The organism is Paucibacter sp. XJ19-41 (assembly GCF_028462495.1).
Taxonomy (GTDB): domain Bacteria; phylum Pseudomonadota; class Gammaproteobacteria; order Burkholderiales; family Burkholderiaceae_C; genus Roseateles_E.
On sequence record NZ_JAQOWX010000023.1, the window covers coordinates 1 to 18,167 of the forward strand.

Consider the following 18,167-nt stretch of genomic DNA (forward strand, 5'->3'; position numbering starts at 1 on the left):
TCTCGGCCAGCGGGTCTCGCGCGAGGCCAGCGTCTCGCTGGCGGGGCTGCGGCCCGGCCAGGCGGTGTTGGGAGGGGCCCGGCCCACCCGCGCGCTGCTGGGCGGCCTGGCCTGGCTGGCCTGGCCCTGCGGCCTGCTCCAGTCGGCCCTGGTGGTGGCGGCGCTGGCCTCGGGGCCGGCTCAGGGCGCGCTGGTGATGACGGCCTTCGCCGCCGGCTCCGGCCTGGGCCTGGTGCTCGGGCCGGCGCTGCTGCGCCGCCTGTTTGGTGTCGGGGAGGGCGGCCTGGTCTGGGCGATCCGGCTGGCCGGGCTGGGTCTGGCGGCGGCCTCGGTTTTCGCGCTTGGCCATGGGGTCTGGGTGCAGATCGCCGACTGGTGCGGTCGCGCTTTCTGAGTCCAACACTTATATAAGACTTGAGCCCGTCGCCGGGCTTGCCGGCATAGAATCGGCGCCTCAGTCCTTACACCCTTTAGACCCCTTGCGCTTTGCGCGGAGCAGACCACACATGTATCAACACATCAAGGTGCCCGAGGGCGGGCAGAAGATCACCGTCAACGCCGACTTCTCCCTGAATGTGCCCGATCAGCCCATCATTCCCTTCATCGAGGGCGATGGCACCGGTTTTGACATCACGCCGGTGATGATCAAGGTGGTCGATGCGGCGGTGGCCAAGGCCTATGCCGGCCAGAAGAAGATCCACTGGATGGAGATCTATGCCGGCGAGAAGGCCACCCAGGTCTACGGCCCCGACGTCTGGCTGCCGGCCGAGACGCTGGAGGTGCTGCGCGAGTATGTGGTCTCGATCAAGGGGCCGCTGACCACGCCGGTTGGCGGCGGCATCCGGTCGCTGAACGTCGCACTGCGCCAGGAGCTGGACCTGTATGTCTGCCTGCGCCCGGTGCAGTATTTCAAGGGTGTGCCCTCGCCGCTGAAGGAGCCCGAGAAGACCCATATGGTGATCTTCCGTGAGAACTCGGAAGACATCTACGCCGGTATCGAATACGAGGCCGAGAGCGACAAGGCCAAGAAGCTGATCAAGTTCCTGCAGGAGGAGATGGGGGTCAAGAAGATCCGTTTCCCCAATACCTCGGGCATCGGCATCAAGCCGGTCTCCCGCGAGGGCACCGAGCGCCTGGTGCGCAAGGCCATCCAGTACGCGATCGACAACGACAAGCCCAGCGTCACCATCGTGCACAAGGGCAATATCATGAAGTACACCGAGGGTGGCTTCCGTGACTGGGCCTACAGCCTGGCGCAAAAGGAATTCGGCGCCGAGTTGATCGACGGCGGCCCCTGGTGCAAGTTCAAGAGCCCGAAGAGCGGCAAGGACATCACGATCAAGGATTCGATCGCCGACGCCTTCCTGCAGCAGATCCTGCTGCGCCCGGCCGAGTACTCGGTGGTCGCAACGCTGAACCTCAACGGCGACTACATCTCCGACGCGCTGGCCGCCCAGGTCGGTGGCATCGGCATCGCGCCCGGCGCCAATATGTCGGACTCGGTGGCCTGCTTCGAAGCCACCCATGGCACCGCGCCGAAATATGCAGGCAAGGACTATGTGAACCCGGGCAGCGAAATCCTGTCGGCCGAGATGATGCTGCGCCATATGGGCTGGACGGCCGCCGCCGACCTGATCATCAGCGCGCTGGAAAAGGCCATCGCCAGCAAAAAGGTCACCTATGACTTCGCCCGACTGATGGACGGCGCGACCCAGGTCTCCTGCTCCGGCTTCGGCCAAGTCATGATCGACCAGATGTAAGCAGGTTCCAGGGCGTTTTACCGAATCCCGCCCTCTTGGAGGGGCAAGCGGCGCTTGACCGCGCGCCCCTTCCCCGGCCAACGCGGGCTGGCCAAGCCAACCCCAAGTTGATGTATCCATGATGTTCGGCGTCGCAACCCATCGAGAGCCGAACCCATGGATACCATTGCTACAGACACATTCAGTGCCAAGACGCTGCGCCTGTGCGCGCTGGCCGGCGCGGCTTCGGCGCTGAGCACCCTGGCCCTGATCCTGCTACCGGAGCAGTTCCCGGCGGTCGAGACCATGGCCGACCGCGCCGCGCGGGCCGCCAGCCCGCTGTACCGCGCCTACCTGCTGATCTATCTGGTGCACCCGCTGCTGTGCCTGGCCGCCGCGCTGGCCGTCGCTCAGCAGGTCCGGCGGCAAGCGCCGCAACTCGCAGGATTGGCGCTGCTGGGGTTTGCCGCCTGGGCCTCGGCCGAGTTTCTGCAGCAATGCCTGTCCTGGGTGGCCAACATCGGGCTGGCCAATGCCTGGTCGGCGCCAGATGCCAGCGGGCGCGACACCTGGACGCAGCTGTGGCCCAGCTATCGCCTTGTCTGGGATGCCCTGTACCTGTTCCTGCTCTATGGCTTCATGCTGGGGAACACGGCCATGGCACTTGGCTTGGCGCGGGGGGGCGCCGTGCAGCATTGGTTCGGCCTGGCGTTTGGCGGCGCCGCCTTGCTGACGCTGGGTCTTCTGTCCGGTGAGTTTGGCTACCCCTTGCCGGCCGGGATGTTTGACTGGGCCTATCTGGTTTGGCAGCCTGCCGCCAGGCTGGCGGTGGCGCTCTGGCTGTGGCGCCTTGCGGCCCGTGCAACCCCGGCGCTGAGCGACGGCGACGCGGCGACGCGGGGCGCCGCTGCGGGGGTCTGATCGGGGCCGACGCTCAGGCCGATGCGAATCCCGTCGGCGCGGCGAACATGCCGGCGTCGATGGCGGTGCGCTTGGGCTCGGTGACCTCCACCGCCAGGGTGTTGGTCGAGCGGCCATCGCTGTCCTCGGTGCTGAGCTCGCAGTGCAGTCGCACCGGGTTCAGGCCGGGCAGTTCGTCGAGTGCGGCCCGGTGCTTGGCGCGCGACTGCGGGGTCAGCCTCAGCATCACGCTGGCCAGCGACAGGGTCAGCGCGGCCAGCGGGTTGGCGGTGTCCGCAAACTCGTCGGCGAACCAGAAGTCCAGCTTGTCGCTGAGGCTGAGGGACTCCTTGAAGAACAGCAGGCTGGCTTGTGCGCGCAGGCGACGCTCGATGCGCCAGTGTGTGGTGGCCATGCCCGCGACCCGGCCACCGGGGCCGATGCGCCGGACCCCGATGTCGAGATCGCGCAGCTTGAACTTCATCAGGCCGGCAGCGGCATCCGCCCCATGCTCCAGCGTGTCGGGCGTGAGCCGCTCGACGCGGCGCGACGCCAGGTCGTAGACCAGCAGGCTGCGTCCGCCGTCCTCGGTCAGCGCGAAGTCGCCCGGGCGCCAGTCATCATCCCCTTGCAGCACTTCGGCGCGGGCGCGCGGGCCCAGCGCCTGGGTGCGGGTCAGGATGCTGGGCTCTTGCCGCTGGCCCATGGCATCTTGGCTGCCGACATCCAGGCGCGCGAGGAAATGCCAGCCCAAGATTGCCGGTGCCGGTTGCTCGGCCGGCACGCGTGCCGCAGCCAGGCTGCCGCAGATGGCCAGCAGCGCCCGGCGACGGTCCAGGGCGGGTGCTTGATGCAAGGTCGGGTTCATGCTGGTGTCGGGCCATGTGGAGGGAGCCCCCAGCTTGGCGGGACCAGCTTGGATCGCGCTTGAAGCCACGTGGGCATGCCCAAGCGCTTTCAAAGCCACGCCGCGGCAGAGTCCCGCCTGCACGCTGCCTGCGTAAGGCCGGGCGCAAAGGAGCCGATGATGACGATGCAATTGGGCGCGGCGGGCAAGACCCGCGTCTGGATCCTGTACTGCGCCGTGGCGGCGCTGGCCGGTTGCGGTGGCGCCGGCGAGCCCGTGGAGCCCGCGCCGCAGCGCCGGGCCGCTGCCCTGCGTTCGAGCGGCCAGCCGGGTGGACCACCGACGGTGCCGGCCCTGGTCTTCGTCTCGCGTGCGATCGGCAATGGCGGCAGCATCTACTACGCCCCCGCCAAGGACATGCCTGGCGTCGGGCCGCACAGCCGCTTTGACAGTGCGGCGCCGGGCCAGCTGATCGTGCGCGAGAGCGATGGGCGGCTGCGTGTGCTGGTCGACGGCAACGATCCGGCCGGCAATGCCGCCGGCCTGGTCGATGTCAATGCGCCCGATGTCTCCTATGACGGCCAGCGCATCGTGTTTGCCGGACTGAAGGCCGCCTGCCGGCAGCGGCGCCAGGGCCCCGAAGGCTATGCCGGCTGCTGGCGCCTCTACCTGATCCATGCCGACGGCAGCGGCCTGCGCCAGCTCACCCAGGACGAGCCCGAGCGCGGCACGCAGCTGCGCGCCGCCGGCCTGCCGCAGAGCCTGACGAGCTTCGATGATGGGGACCCGGCTTGGCTGCCCAACGGCGAGATCGTCTTCAGCTCGACACGCTGGCCCTCGTTTGCGCATTACAGCGGGGTGCGCACGAGCAATCTCTATACCGTCGCCGACGATGGCAGCCGGCTGCGCCGCATCAGCGCCGAGCGCAATGGTGCCGATCGTCCGCTGGTCGATCCGCTGACCGGCGACATCGTGTTCGCGCGCTGGTGGCGCAATCACCGCTTCGCGGTGAACAGCATGAGCACGATCCGCGATGGCGAGGGCTACCGGCAGAAGGACGGCCTCACCGCTGATCGCGACAGCCGCGACCCGGATGCGGAGGCACTGTTTCGCAACGCCTGGCATGCCGCCGCGATCCGGCCTGATGGCAGCGGGCTGCGCATGTGGAGCGGTTTCTCGCGCGAGGACGCCGGCTACTTCATGTATGGCGGCAGCTTTGATGCCCAGGGCCGGTTGCTGGCCAATTTTTACCCGATGGTCAATATGACCGAGGCCGGCGGCTTCGGTGGCGTGCGGCGCATGACGCGCGGTGCGCAGCGGCCGCAGGCGTTGATGGGGCCCAACGAGATCACCGGTGACCAGAGTCGCTTCGTCGCGCCCAACGCGTTCGGCATCTATCGCCTGGAGCCCGGCCAGTACTACGCCTCCGACGCCGTGGCCCTGGCCGATGGTCGCCTGCTGCTGTCGATGGCTGGCGACATCCAGCAGGACTACGGACTCTATTTGCTCGGGGCCGACGGCCGCGAGCCGCAGCCGCTGCTGGACCTGCCCGGACGCAGCGAGCTGCGTGCCAAGCCGTTGCAGGCGCGCGCGCTGCCGCCCGTGCTGCCGGCGGCCGCGGCGACCGCAGCGGCGTTGCCGCCGCCCGCCCAGGGGCCCTTTGACGGCGATGGCAGCTTCGTCTTCCGCGCGCTCAATGTGTTCTTCAACGCGCCGGTGGACACCGAGATCGTCAGCGCACCGGCGGTGGGATCTGCCAGCACGCTGCGCTTCTTCATCGACCAGCAGCGGCAGAGCACGGGTTCCTTCCCGCATCTTGACTGGCCTGTGCTGATCGACGAGGCCCCGGTGTCGCCGGCCGGGCGGGTGCCCGACAGGCGCTCGCCGGCCAATGTACCGTTGTTCGAGCAACTGCGCGGCCCGGGGGGCAAGGTACCGCTGACGGGCGGCCCCCTGCCCAACGGCGCGGCCCATGTCACCGGCATGAACTTCGGTGCGCCGCGCAGCGTTGCCAGCTGCGTGGGTTGCCATACCGGGCATACGCAGATCCCGGTGCCGAGCAGCCTGGAGGCCATCGAGTACAGCAATCTGGCGCCCGGCGCCATGCTCAGCGCCTCCAGCAGCCATGATGTCAGCCGCCTTGGTGGCCTGGTCGATCGCATGGTGCAGATGGGCGAGATCTGGCGCTACTGGATCAGCGCCAACGGTCAGGCCGACGAGCAATGGGTCCGGCTGAGCTTCCTGGTGCCGATCAGCGTCAAGGAAGTCAGGCTCTACAACCCGCGCCCCGGCGACCAGGCCGGATCGACCCTGCAGGTGCAGCGTGCCACCGTCGAGCTGTGCGCCGACAGCGCATGCCAGCAGGTCGTCGCGCACAACACCGTCGGCCGCCTTGCCGTCGATGGCACGCCGGTGCCCTTCGCCAAGCAGAGAGCCCGCGCAGTGCGCATCCGCTTGCATGAGACCGGCGGGACCTTCTACGGCATGCGCGTTGCCGGCCTTGCCGAGGTCGAGGTCATCGCCAAAGGGCTGGCGCCTTGACTCATGTGTTCGTCACCGGTGCCAGCAGTGCCCGATGCAGGACGGGAAGCCCTTTCACACAAGCCGAAGTTCCTGAATCCAGCGCGGGCTGGGACATCCGATGAGCAGAGGCTCCATGCACGGTGGAGGGCGCTGGCGGGGCATGGGTGGCCGGCGCCGGCGCATCGAAGCGGCCGGGCTGCTGTTGGCACTCGCCGGTCCCGCCGGTGTGGCCGCGTGCAGCCAGTTGCTGCTGCCCTTGCTGGGCGGCCTTGGCGCCGCATTGCTGGGCTTGCTCCTGCTCTGGCTGCTAGCGACCGGGCTGATCGGCCTGGCGCGGCGCTTGGCAGGCCGTTACGGCGTGGCATGGGGTTGCAGGCCGCCAGGGTGGTGGAGCGTCGTGCTGGGCATTGCGGCGGGCCTGTTGCTGCAGTTCGTGCTGGCGCCGGTGGCGGCCGCCTGGGTGGTGCCGGCCGCCATGGAACCCGGCTTGGCGCTGCTGCGCGACTGGCCCCGGCCGCTGCTGGTCGCCGCAGCCTTGAGCGCCGGCATCGTCGAGGAAATCTGCTACCGCGGCTACGCGCAGGAGCGGCTGGCAGGACTGACCGGTCGCATGGGGGTTGCCGCCCTTGTCGTCATCCCTGGCTTCGCCGCAGCCCATGTCGTGACCTGGGGTGTGGGCATGCTGCCCTATTTCATGATTACCGGCGCCGCACTGACGGCACTCTATGCATGGCGGCGGGACCTGCTGTTGAACATGCTGGCGCATGGCACGGCGGCTGTGCTGGGTGTGTGGTCGGTGGGCGGCGCCTGAAATGCGCAAGACGCCGGCCAAGCGAACCCCAAGCCAGGGCCTACACACTTGCCGCCCAAGACTTGAAGACCGGCGGGCGGGATTTGCCAGCCAGGTTGAGGCTCGGGCCGGCCCGAGCGAAGTACGGCCCCGGCAGGGGATCCCTGGCTTGGCGACTACGGCGAATCCGCGCCGGAACTTGTTGGTGAGGTTGGCAATGAAAGCGTATTCCTGGATCGGCCTGATCGTGGCCGCACTGATGCTGCCCGGCTCGGTGGGGGCGTTTGCGCCCGCCTCTGATCCGGCGGCAGTGGCGATGGCGCGCCGCATGCTGGGGCATCTGGGCGGTGCGGATCGCTGGGCGCAGGCGCGCTGGATGTATGTGCGGGAGCAGGCGCATGCGCGCGGCGCCCCGGCGGTCGTGGTCTGGGAGTACTGGCGGCGCCTCGATCAACCGGCCTGGTGGGGCCGCAGCAGCGCGGCCGACGGGCGGGTCCTGCGGCTGATGAAGATGACGCCGACCGAGGCGTGGACCTGGCGCGAGGGTGTGCTGACCGAGCAGAGCCGGGAGAGCCTGCAGGAGCAGATCGGCTGGTGGCATCAGGAGATCTACACCATGTACCACCGCCTGGCGCGCGAAGACGGCGGGCTGCGCCTGAGCAAGACGGGCGACTTCCGGCTTTCGCTGATCGACGATGCCAGCGGGCGCGGCCTGGGCTGGTTCGAGGTGGACGGTGACGGCAGTGTCGTCAAGTGGTCCACCCGCTACGGCAACGACGGTGTCGAGTATGTCTACGGCCGCCCAGCCGATTTCGCCAATGGCTTGCGCCTGCCACGCTGGGGCAGTTACGTCGACGGCCGCTGGCGCTTTGAATACGTCGACGCCTCGCTCCACACCGGCGCGATGCCGACGCCGTTCGAACGTCCGCCCAGCACTTGAAGGGCGGCCGGCAAGAAGCCTGGCATGCCAGCCACGCCGACCATAGGAGTACCCAGGATGTCCAAACTGCCCTTCCTGCTGCTGCCCTTCTCGCTGATCACTCCGGCCGCCATGGCGGCGGACGGGGCCCGGCTCCCAGCGTCGCAGTTGCAGGGGGCCACCCCGTTCATTGCGGTATCGGTGGCCGACCTAGACAGGCAGCTCGCCTGGTACACGAGCACCTTCGGTCTGGCGGTCTACTCCCGTGGCGAACTCCCGGGCCGTGGCATCAAGTACGCCCTGCTGCGCAGCGATTCGGCGCTGATCGAGCTCCTGCAAGTGCCAGGCTCCCGTCCGCGTGCCCTGCTGGCGCCGTCCGTGAGCGACGCGGTCCAGCTTCATGGCTTCTTCAAGTCCGGTGTCGTGGTGCCCGATGTGGAGGCGGCCTTCAAGGCCTTGAAGGCCAAGGGCGAGAAATTTGCCTTTGAGCTGACTCGACCACCGGGAGGGCCGTACCGCGTATTCGGCCTGCATGATGCAGAGGGGAATCTGGTGCAGGTCTTTGGGAACTAGCGCTGCGCTCGCCAGCCGTGAAAGCAAGCGACGCAATCTCTGCGGCCCCGTCGAGTCGTCGGGAGCTGCTGCTGGCCTGCCTTGCCGCGTTGGCTGGCAGCGTGTATGCCGCTGCCGGGCCGATGAGGATTTATTCGGCGATTTACTGCCGCGCCGCTGGCTGGCAGGGCGATGTCGCGATGGCCGATCAGCCTGGCCTGGCCGGGCATGTTGAGCACCATGAGGCGCTCGGCCCACGGCTGATCGCTGCCGGACCGCTGGCAGTCCTGCGCGGGAAGTCGCTGTATGCATTGCTCGTGTATCAAGCCCCCGACGATGCCGATGCGCAGAGCTGGCTGAACGCCGACCCCGCATTGCGCGGCGGTTAGCTGAGCGGCACACTAGGTCGCTGGGACGTGAGCATGATTCGCGCGCTTCCGCTGAGGCCTCGCGCCGACCGAACCGAGGGTGTGCGCTGCCACACGCATGCCGCATCAAAGGGCCGGGCGCCGCCGTCGCTGACCCGCGCCGGCGAGCCTCCGATCTACCTGGCCTGGCTGATGCCCGCCCCAGGCCGGCACGGCTTGCGCCTCGGCGGCCATCGGCTGCAGGCGCATCGTCGCCATGTGCAGGCGCTCGGCTGCTGCTTGATTGCCGCGGGTCCGCTGATCCAAGGGCGAGCGAGCACCGAGTTGATCGTCTTCGAAGCCCCGGACGACGCCGGCGCGCAAGCCTGGTTGGCTGCCGATCCGGCAATACAGGCAGGGCTGCTCCGGGCCAGCGTTTGGCGTTGGTGGGTGCTGCGGATTCGCGAACTTGCGCCGACCGGCGGGCGAGTATGAGTCGACGCCGCGCACAGGGTCAAACGGGAACCATGCCTTTGACGCCGGGCGGCGCTTGAACGAGCACCAGGTCATGGAGGTGTGAGCATGCCTATCGAAGAGACCCGTCCGCTGTCGAACCGATCTGCCGCCGTGGTGTCGGCGACGCCAGTGATTGCGGCATTGACGCTCGGCGGCCCGACCGCGACGGCGCAGGATGCCGCCGGCGCGGTGCTCGCCGAGCGCCTGCTGAACGCCATCGGCGGCGCCGACGCCTGGGCGGCGACGCCAGGTTTGGAGATTGTCGAGATGGCCCAGGCCAGCGAGGAGGTGGCGCCGAGGCGCGTGCGCTTTCTGCGCGACCTGCTCCAGGGGCGCTTGCGCATCGAGCGCGAAGATGACGAGTCTCGTACCGATGTTCTGGTGCAGGCGGAGCGCAACTGGCGCTGTCGTGCTGGTCGGCTGGAGCTGGAGGCGCCCAAGAGCGCCGAGCAGCTGGCGCGCCGCTCCTGGCGCAGCAATGTCTATGTGCTTTATGCGCTGATGGCCAAGCGCGATCCGGCGCTGAGCTACCGCGCCATCGGCCCGCTGTCCTTCGAGGTGTTTGACGACGGGCGACGCATCGCGCGTTTCGACCTGGATGCCGGTGGCGGGCCACTGCGTTGGCAGCGCATGCGCAGCCAGCAGCCCGACGAGGTCTTCGAGACCTGGCTTTACGGGCCCGTTCGTGACTTTGGCGGACTGCGTTTGCCGGCCTGGGGCACGCTGCTGGATGGCAGTCTGCGCTTCAACTACCTGCGCATCGGCGCCTTGGACAAGCCATTGCCGGACAGCCTCTGGTCGCCGCCGGCCCAGGGCTGCTAGCGAGGCCGCGTCGCGGCGTGCGCTTGGCTGGCCGACGCCAAGCTGTTGCCAAGTCGCAATGGCGAGCATGCGGGCACTCCAACTCCCCATCTGCATCAGCGTCATGAAGTCCGTCACGCCACCCCAGCCACCCTTGCACTCAAGCGGCCGTCGCCGCTGGATGCAAGCGCTGGCCATCACCCCCCTGTTGCCGCTTGCAGGCTGCGACGGCGATGTCACGGTGAATGCCGCGACGCCAAGCCCGCCGGCCTTGCCTGCGGCGCGCGCAGCGGTCCGCGAACTGCTGCAATCGGTCAGCCACCGCCATGACCTGGCGTTCGTGCTGGCCGTTGCCGGCCCCGGCGGCGAATGGGTAGAGGCCAGCGGCCTTGCGGATCGCGCTCGCGGCGAGGCACTGAGCGCGGGCCATTTCGTGCAGGGCTACAGCATCACCAAGCTGCTGACCGCCAGCGCCGTTCTCAGACTGGTCGATCAAGGCCGCGTGGCATTGGACGCACCGATCGCTCTGTACCTGGCTCCTGCGCTGCTCGACGGCCGTCCCGGCGGCGGTGCGACGCCGGTGCGGGCGCTGCTGGATCACAGCGCTGCCATCCCCAACTTCAGCGATACCGAGGCCTACGACGCCTGGCTGCTTGGCAGCGACGCCGAACTGCCGCTGCAAGCGCAAGTGCAACTGGTTCAAGGGGCGCCCTTGCTGGGGCCACAAGGGCAATCGGCGTACTACTCCAACACCCACTACGCCTTGCTGGCGCTGCTCATCGAAGCCGTCACCGGCGATCTGCATGAGCGCTTCGTCCGCGCTGAGGTGCTGCTGCCGCTGGGCCTGAGTGAATGTCGCTACGGACGCGAGCGCAGCGGCGAGGCCTATCCGCAGGCACGCTACTACTCCACCAACAGCCTGATCTCGAAGGATGGCAAGCCGGTGGATGCAAGCGCCCTGACCCACAAGATCATGCGCAACGAACTGGGCAGCGGTGGGCTGGAGGCACCGGCGCCGGCTTTCGTGCGCCTGCTGCAGGGCGTGCTGCGGCCGGGTCTGCTGTCGGCGGAGTCGCGCATCGCCATGCAGCGCTGGCAGCCGCTGCAGGCCGGCATGGCCTCCATCCCGGAGTTCTATGGACTGGGTCTGATGCGCCTGGACCACGATCTGGGCCAGCGCGCCGTCGGCCACCCCGGTTCCGGTGTGGCCTGGAGCTATCTGGCGCATCTGCCCGACTCCCAACAGACCTTCTTTCTGGCCACGACCACCGGCGACGCCCCTGCGGACGGACCGCTCTACGACAACTTCCAGGCAGTGCGCGCCGGGGTGGTGCGACTGCTGGCGGGTTGAGTCGCATGCCGTCCCTGGATTTCAGGCGTACGCGAACGAGCGGCTAGCATGTACCGACCGGGGCTGACGGACCTATTGCCAAAGCGGGCAGGTGATGGCTGCCGCAGCCTTGCCCAGCTGCCGTTCCGGCTGGACGCAGTCTGAGCCGCGCGGTCCGCCAAGCGCATCCAAAGCCAATGGCCGCAGCATGCCGGAAAGATGGAGCTTGACGATGAACTTATGGCATGGGCTGGTCGCGGTCGCGCTGCTGCTGGCGCTGGACGAGGTCAAGGCGGCAGGCGCCGAGGCCAGCGCCTGGGTGCGGGCGCACATGCGCGCCATGCCGGCGGCGTCGCCAGCAGAACTCAGCGACGCGCAGCTGCAGGCCTTCGGTGACGCGGTTGGCGAGGCCCGCGTCGTCGCGCTGGCCGAGCAGACCCATGGCGGCCGGCAGGAGTTCGAGCTCAGGACCCGTCTGCTTCGCTATCTGCACGAGCGCAAGGGCTTTGATGTGTTGGTGCTGGAAAGCGGCGTCTTTGACATGGCCCTGCTGCAGCAGCAGCTGCAGCATGGCGGCAAGCTGGATGAACTGGCGCAGGGCAATGTCTTCTACATGTACGCCAACAGCGACGCCGGTCGCGATCTGCTGCGCTATGTGGATTCACGGCAGGCCGGATCACGCCCGTTGGCGCTGGCCGGCATGGACAGCCAGCTCAGCGGCCTGCTCAGCCAGCGCGAGCTGCTACCGCGCCTGCGTCGGCTGCTGAACGACGGCGATTGGCCGGTGTTCGAGCGCCACGCGCAGCGCCTGATGCAGATGGACAGGAGCCCACCGCCGGCCACCGAGATGAAGCGCTTCGAGGCCATGGCCGTCCGGCTGCAGCAAAAGACCTGCGGGCCCGGGGGCGACGAGTTGCTGTGCCGCAGCCTGAGCGGCCTGCAGGCGCAGGCGGCCGGCTTCTGGCGGAACGACTACCAGCGCGACCAGGCCATGGCCGACAACGTGCTCTGGCTGCTGCAGCGGGTCTATCCCGGCCGCAAGCTGGTGCTCTGGGCCCACATCATCCATCTGGCCCGCGGTGTCAAGCTGGACGACAGGCAGCGCTTTGCCGGCGACATCCTCGGCCAGCGCCTGGGGCGCGACTACTACGTGCTGAACCTCACCGCGCTGCAGGGCAGCTACCTGGAGTTCGCCAGCGGCGAAGTGCACAAGATCGCGCCGGCCCATCCCGGCAGCCTGGAGCAGGTGATGGCCGAGCAGCCCGGCGAGCTCGCCTTTCTGAACGCGCCGCAACGACTCAAACATGGTCTGCCGGCGCGCAGCACGCAGTTCGGCTATGACCTTCCCTTGGGCACGGGCACGGGCCTCGGTTCGCAATGGGATGGCGTGTTCTTCATCAGGACCATGGCTCCGGTGCTCATGCAGCGCTGAGGCCGCTTGCGCCGGCCGGCGTCGAGTCGTCTCTAGTCGGCGGCGGCAAGCAATGCCGCTGGTAGCAGGAGCCGGAACTCCACACCTCGCCCGCCTGGGCCTGGCGTGCAATCGACGCGGCCGCCGTGCAGTTCGGCAATGCGGCGCACGATTGCCAGGCCCAGGCCGCTCCCCGTGGCCAGCGCGTCGCTGCCGCGGGCAAAGCGCTCGAACACGCGCTTGCGCTCGTGGGTGGCAATTCCCACGCCATCGTCGATCACGCTGAGTGCGGCGCCGCCGTCGTCGCCAAGCTGCAGCGAGACCACCACGGTGCAGCCCGGCCCGGCATGGCGCAAGGAGTTGTCGATCAGATTGTTTAGCAGCGTGCGCATGGCGTTGGCATCAAGACGCAGGCAAAGCTTGTGCAGCGGGCAATGCCACTCCAGCCGCCCTCCGCAGGTCACTGCACGCGGCGCCTGCTGGGCGACGGCCTCCATGCCGAGCGCCACCAGATCGGTGGGCACCAGACTCGCTCCGGCCGCAGCGCTGGCATCGACACGAGCCAGGGTGAGCAAATGGCCCAGGGTATTGCCCGCACGTTCGATGCCGGTCTGCAGGGCCTGCAGTGCGGCCTTCCTCGACGTATCGTCGAGGGCGGTGATCAGCAAATGGGCCTGGGCCAGCAATGCGGCCAACGGCGTGCGCAGCTCATGCGCGGCATCGGCGAAGAAGGCACGCTCGGCTGCCAGCAAGGCGACGATGCGCTCGGTACGCTGATTCAAGGCTTGCACAAGCGGGACCAACTCGGCATGGACCTCGGGCGGCAGAGCCTCCAGCTCCGGTGCTGCGCCGACGCGCTGTGCCAGCGCGCGCAACGGCTGCAGCCCGAAGCGGGTTGCCAGCCAGGTAACCAAGGCGAGCAACAGCAGTGCCAGCAGCAGCGGCGCCAGGGTGACACCGATGGTCTGTGGCATTGTGCGCTGCAGCAGCGAGCGGTGGTAGGCGGCCAGCGCGATGCAGCAGGTGCTGCGATGTGTGGCGAGCAGCCAGTCGCCCTGCCACTGCGTGTCGGCATCACCCTTGATCACCGGCAGGGTCGGAGCGTGCTCCGAACGCGCCAACACCAGACCGTCGTGCGTCTGAATTAGCCAGCCGAGCTCCCCTGGTAGCAGTTCGTCATAGCGGGCGCTGATCTGCTGCAGCCGTTCGGCCAGACGGCGCGCAATCGTCGGTTCGGTACCACCGCTGGCGTCGACCAGTTCACCCAAGGCCTCGGCGAGCAGGCGCAGATCGCGTTCGAAGGACGCGCCGCTGCGCAGACGGCTCAACTCGTAGCTGATCGCGCCAATCTGTACCAGAAAGATCAGGCCTAGCTGAACGCACAACAGGCGTTTGAAGAGCGAACGGCGCCATGGCGAGTTCATTGCACGGCCAGAAAATAGCCGACACCCCTCACCGTATGGATGGCCGCTGGTGGCAGCTTGCGGCGCAACTGGTGAACGAAGTATTCCAGTGTCGTATCTGTGACTTCGCCAGGACCGCCCCAGACGCGTTCAATCAAGCGCCTCTTGGGCACCACGCGGCCGGCCTGGCGGGCCAGTTCGAGCAGCAACTGATACTCGCGTGCCGTCAGCCCGATGACTCGCCCCCGAGTCTCGACACGGTGCTGCTCAACGTCGATCTGCAGCGCGCCGACCCGCCAGCAGGCGGCGGCCTGTCCGCTGGCGCGACGCAGCACAGCGTGCAGGCGCGCGAGCATTTCGGGCACCGCGAAGGGTTTGACCAGATAGTCGTCGGCGCCGCATTGCAAGCCCAGCAGCCGGTCATCCAGCTGATCGCGGGCGGTGATCAGGAGCACCGGCAGACGTTTGTCGGCATCGCGCAGCGCGCTCAGCAGGCTCATGCCGTCACCGTCGGGGAGGCCCAGGTCCAGCAGCAGTCCGTCGACACCGCCATCAGCCAGCAGCGCATGCGCTTCGGCCAGACGGCGCAGCCAGGTGGGCCGAAAACCGGCTCCGGCGAGTGCGCTGGACAGTGCGCTGCCGAGTTGCAGATCGTCTTCGACCAACAAGATGTGCATGAGACGGCGAGGGTCGAGTGAAAGTCAGCCCTAGAACGGAAGACAGGCCCAGGCGCGCACGACCGCGCTTCGGTGAAGCTTAGAGCTTCGAGGCGCCCCAAGTGCTCCGATACGAAGCGAAACATGGCGCGTTCTTAACGGGCATCAAGAGGGGCAACATTGCCAGGCCGGGCTTGGATTCTGCTTGGCGTCGGCTGGACATGCGCAACCGGCATGACAGGTCCCGGACTGCTGCGCGCGCCGTCTGCGGTGTTCATCAGGCGGCGTCGCGCTCCATCTGAGCCGGCTCGTCGATCGGCGTGATGTTCTGCGCCAACTGGCCCTTGGGGCCCTGCACCAGATCAAAGCTGACCCGGCCACCCTGGCGCAGCGTACGAAAGCCTTCCATCTGGATGGCCGAAAAATGGGCGAATACATCCTCTCCGCCCGCCTCCGGTTCAAGAAAGCCGAAGCCCTTGGCGTCGTTGAACCATTTCACCGTTCCTACTGCCATAACCGTCTCCACCCCACTGGTTTTTGTACCGGCGGGATTCTCAAAGCGCGGTCCACCGGCTGTCAATTCAGGGCCTGCCCGGGGGGTAGTTGTACGGAGAGGGTGGGGTGGCGCGTTGAAAAGGCGCGCAGCTCGCCCCCATATTCCGTGCTGCTTGTGGAATGCTTGACGGAAGATCCCCTTGCAGCGGCGCGCTCCGGCCCCACTCTATAGAATCAGCCCATGCCCGATCTACCCAATAAGCCCCCCGAACCGCCGGTGAAAACCCCGGGCGTCGGGCCCGGCCGCGACGATGCGGACGGCACCACCACGCTGGAGCGGGTGGCGCAGAAAACCGAGCCGCCGCGCCTGTACCAGGTGCTGCTGCTCAATGATGATTTCACGCCCATGGAGTTTGTCGTCATGGTGCTACAAGAGTTTTTTCGCCATGACTTGGATACTGCAACCCAAATCATGCTGAAAATCCACCATGAGGGCCGGGGCGTTTGCGGTGTGTTCACCAAGGACGTGGCGGCCACCAAGGTTGAGTTGGTGCTGGCCGCCGCAAGGCGAGCCGGCCATCCCCTGCAGTGCATTATGGAGGCCGCATGATTGCGCAAGAGCTTGAAGTCAGCCTGCACATGGCGTTTGTCGAAGCGCGTCAGCAGCGTCACGAATTCATCACCGTCGAACACCTGCTGATGGCCTTGCTGGACAACCCGTCTGCGGCCGAGGTGCTGCGGGCCTGTTCGGCCAATATCGATGATTTGCGCAAGAGCCTGGCGCAGTTCATCAAGGAAAACACCCCCACGGTGGGCGGCAGCGAGGAAGTGGACACCCAGCCGACGCTGGGCTTCCAGCGCGTGATCCAGCGCGCCATCATGCATGTGCAGTCCACCGGCAGCGGCAAGAAGGAAGTGACCGGCGCGAATGTGCTGGTCGCGATCTTCGGCGAGAAGGACTCGCACGCGGTCTACTACCTGCACCAGCAGGGCGTGACCCGGCTGGACGTCGTCAACTACATCGCCCACGGCATCAAGAAGAGCGAGCCGCCCGAGCCTCCGAAGGGCCAGGAGGGCAGCGGCGGTGGCGAGAGCGAGCGCGAAGAGGCCGATGCGCAGGGCGGCGGCAAGGGCTCGCCCCTGGAGCAGTTCACGCAAAACCTCAACCAGCTGGCCAAGGACGGCAAGATCGATCCGCTGATCGGCCGCGAGCACGAGGTCGAGCGCGTCGTGCAGATCCTGTGCCGCCGGCGCAAGAACAATCCGCTGCTGGTCGGTGAGGCCGGTGTCGGCAAGACCGCCATTGCCGAGGGCCTGGCCTGGCGCATCACCGAGGGCGATGTGCCCGAGGTGCTGTCCGACAGCGTGGTCTATTCGCTGGACATGGGCGCGCTGCTGGCGGGCACCAAGTACCGCGGCGACTTCGAGCAGCGCCTGAAGGCGGTGCTCAAGCAGCTGAAGGACCAGCCCAATGCGGTGCTCTTTATCGACGAGATCCATACCCTGATCGGTGCCGGTGCGGCCTCGGGCGGCACGCTGGACGCCAGCAATCTGCTCAAGCCCGCCTTGTCCTCCGGCGCGATGAAGTGCATAGGCGCGACCACCTTCAGCGAGTACCGCGGCATCTTCGAGAAGGACGCGGCGCTCTCAAGGCGCTTCCAGAAGGTCGACGTCGTCGAGCCCTCGGTCGAGCAGACTGTCGAGATCCTGAAGGGCCTGAAGTCGCGTTTCGAGGAGCACCACAGCGTCAAGTACGCGCTGGGTGCGCTGCAGGCGGCGGCCGAGCTGTCGGCCAAGTACATCAACGACCGCCATCTGCCGGACAAGGCCATCGATGTGATCGACGAGGCCGGCGCCGCCCAGCGCATCCTGCCCAAGAGCAAGCAGAAGAAGACCATCACCCGCAACGAGGTCGAGGACATCGTCGCCAAGATCGCGCGCATCCCGCCCGCTTCGGTGTCCAGCGATGACCGCGGCAAGCTCAAGAGCCTGGACCGCGACCTCAACAGCGTGGTGTTCGGCCAGGAGCCGGCCATCGATGCGCTGGCGGCCGCGATCAAGATGGCGCGTTCGGGCCTGGGCAAGCCTGACAAGCCGATCGGCAGCTTCCTGTTCAGCGGCCCGACCGGCGTCGGCAAGACCGAGGTGGCCAAGCAGCTCGCCTATATCCTGGGCATCGAGCTGATCCGCTTCGATATGTCCGAATACATGGAGCGCCATGCGGTCAGCCGCCTGATCGGCGCGCCTCCGGGCTATGTCGGTTTCGACCAGGGCGGTCTGCTGACCGAGGCGATCACGAAGAAGCCGCATGCGGTGCTCCTGCTCGACGAGATCGAGAAAGCGCATCCGGATGTCTTCAACGTGCTGCTGCAGGTGATGGACCATGGCTCGCTGACCGACAACAACGGACGCAAGGCCGACTTCCGCAACATCATCATCATCATGACGACCAATGCGGGCGCCGAGACGATGAACAAAGCGAGCATCGGCTTCACCAACTCGCGCGAGCAGGGCGACGAGATGGCCGACATCAAGCGCCTGTTCACGCCCGAGTTCCGCAACCGGCTGGACGCCATCGTGTCCTTCCGGGCGCTGGACGAGGAGATCATCCTGCGCGTGGTCGACAAGTTCCTGCTGCAGCTGGAAAGCCAGTTGCAGGAGAAGAAGGTCGAGGTCACCTTCAGCGATGCGCTGCGCAAGCATCTGGGCAAGAAGGGCTTCGATCCGCTGATGGGCGCGCGGCCGATGCAGCGCCTGATCCAGGACACGATTCGCCGTGCCCTGGCCGACGAGCTTCTGTTCGGCCGCCTGGTCGACGGTGGGCGTCTGGGCGTTGATGTGGATGAGGCGGGCGCGGTGCAGCTGGATATCCAGCCGCTCAAGCGTGCCAGCGACAACAAGCCCAAGGCCGAGCCGGCGACGGCGAGCTGATCAGAAA

18 protein-coding genes are annotated in these 18,167 nt (G+C 67.4%); 14 read left to right on the plus strand and 4 right to left on the minus strand.

All coding sequences use genetic code 11. From position 1 onward, the window contains the following. From PO768_RS08290 to PO768_RS08300, 3 genes are all read left to right on the plus strand, one after another. The coding region (locus PO768_RS08290) for an urease accessory protein UreH domain-containing protein (protein WP_272645679.1) at positions 1-394 on the plus strand (394 nt) is incomplete at its 5' end. Positions 395-506: 112 nt separating this feature from the next. Beyond that, positions 507-1,760: an NADP-dependent isocitrate dehydrogenase gene (gene icd / locus PO768_RS08295; RefSeq protein WP_272645680.1), complete on the plus strand. Its 1,254-nt coding sequence runs from the start codon at positions 507-509 to the stop codon at positions 1,758-1,760. A 156-nt stretch (positions 1,761-1,916) separates the two neighbouring features. Next, complete coding sequence (locus PO768_RS08300) at positions 1,917-2,660, plus strand: hypothetical protein (RefSeq protein WP_272645681.1); 744 nt, start codon at positions 1,917-1,919, stop codon at positions 2,658-2,660. A gap of 13 nt (positions 2,661-2,673) precedes the next feature. Here the strand turns inward: PO768_RS08300 and PO768_RS08305 are convergent, their stop codons facing one another. Next, complete coding sequence (locus PO768_RS08305; RefSeq protein WP_272645682.1) at positions 2,674-3,507, minus strand: hypothetical protein; 834 nt, start codon at positions 3,505-3,507, stop codon at positions 2,674-2,676. A gap of 159 nt (positions 3,508-3,666) precedes the next feature. Between PO768_RS08305 and PO768_RS08310 the strand changes: the two genes are divergently transcribed. From PO768_RS08310 to PO768_RS08350, 9 genes are all read left to right on the plus strand, one after another. Further along, a complete protein-coding gene (locus PO768_RS08310; RefSeq protein WP_272645683.1) occupies positions 3,667-6,027 on the plus strand; it encodes a TolB family protein in 2,361 nt (786 codons plus the stop codon). Positions 6,028-6,127: 100 nt separating this feature from the next. After that, entirely contained in the window at positions 6,128-6,820 is a 693-nt protein-coding gene (locus PO768_RS08315) for a CPBP family intramembrane glutamic endopeptidase (RefSeq protein WP_272645684.1), read from the plus strand. Between the two features lie 196 nt (positions 6,821-7,016). Further along, on the plus strand, positions 7,017-7,739 hold the full coding sequence (locus PO768_RS08320) for a hypothetical protein (RefSeq protein WP_272645685.1): 723 nt from the start codon (positions 7,017-7,019) through the stop codon (positions 7,737-7,739). A 57-nt stretch (positions 7,740-7,796) separates the two neighbouring features. After that, a complete protein-coding gene (locus tag PO768_RS08325) occupies positions 7,797-8,291 on the plus strand; it encodes a VOC family protein (RefSeq protein WP_272645686.1) in 495 nt (164 codons plus the stop codon). A 17-nt stretch (positions 8,292-8,308) separates the two neighbouring features. Next, positions 8,309-8,659 carry a hypothetical protein gene (locus tag PO768_RS08330; protein ID WP_272645687.1) on the plus strand — a complete coding sequence of 117 codons (351 nt, stop codon included), beginning with the start codon at positions 8,309-8,311 and terminating at the stop codon, positions 8,657-8,659. Between the two features lie 27 nt (positions 8,660-8,686). Further along, the gene (locus PO768_RS08335; RefSeq protein WP_272645688.1) at positions 8,687-9,112 is read left to right on the plus strand and encodes a YciI family protein; all 426 of its coding nucleotides are present in this window, start codon (positions 8,687-8,689) and stop codon (positions 9,110-9,112) included. A gap of 87 nt (positions 9,113-9,199) precedes the next feature. Then, entirely contained in the window at positions 9,200-9,955 is a 756-nt protein-coding gene (locus PO768_RS08340; RefSeq protein WP_272645689.1) for a hypothetical protein, read from the plus strand. A 103-nt stretch (positions 9,956-10,058) separates the two neighbouring features. Beyond that, entirely contained in the window at positions 10,059-11,285 is a 1,227-nt protein-coding gene (locus PO768_RS08345; RefSeq protein ID WP_272645690.1) for a serine hydrolase domain-containing protein, read from the plus strand. Positions 11,286-11,496: 211 nt separating this feature from the next. Next, positions 11,497-12,696, plus strand: a complete 1,200-nt coding sequence (locus PO768_RS08350) for an erythromycin esterase family protein (protein WP_272645691.1) — start codon at positions 11,497-11,499, stop codon at positions 12,694-12,696. A 32-nt stretch (positions 12,697-12,728) separates the two neighbouring features. Here the strand turns inward: PO768_RS08350 and PO768_RS08355 are convergent, their stop codons facing one another. From PO768_RS08355 to PO768_RS08365, 3 genes are all read right to left on the minus strand, one after another. Beyond that, positions 12,729-14,099 (minus strand): sensor histidine kinase, encoded by a 1,371-nt coding sequence (locus PO768_RS08355; protein ID WP_272645692.1) that lies wholly within the window; start codon positions 14,097-14,099, stop codon positions 12,729-12,731. Then, the gene (locus tag PO768_RS08360) at positions 14,096-14,755 is read right to left on the minus strand and encodes a response regulator transcription factor (RefSeq protein WP_272645693.1); all 660 of its coding nucleotides are present in this window, start codon (positions 14,753-14,755) and stop codon (positions 14,096-14,098) included. The genes PO768_RS08355 and PO768_RS08360 overlap by 4 nt, the downstream gene beginning before the upstream one ends. 256 nt (positions 14,756-15,011) lie before the next feature. Beyond that, positions 15,012-15,248 carry a cold-shock protein gene (locus PO768_RS08365; protein WP_272645694.1) on the minus strand — a complete coding sequence of 79 codons (237 nt, stop codon included), beginning with the start codon at positions 15,246-15,248 and terminating at the stop codon, positions 15,012-15,014. 222 nt (positions 15,249-15,470) lie between these two features. Here PO768_RS08365 and clpS point away from each other — a divergent pair, with 222 nt between their 5' ends. Both clpS and clpA read left to right on the plus strand, forming a co-directional pair. Further along, a complete protein-coding gene (gene clpS / locus PO768_RS08370) occupies positions 15,471-15,839 on the plus strand; it encodes an ATP-dependent Clp protease adapter ClpS (RefSeq protein WP_137942239.1) in 369 nt (122 codons plus the stop codon). Continuing rightward, positions 15,836-18,160, plus strand: a complete 2,325-nt coding sequence (gene clpA, locus PO768_RS08375) for an ATP-dependent Clp protease ATP-binding subunit ClpA (protein ID WP_137942240.1) — start codon at positions 15,836-15,838, stop codon at positions 18,158-18,160. Before clpS ends, clpA begins: the two co-directional genes overlap by 4 nt. Positions 18,161-18,167: the final 7 nt, after the last annotated feature.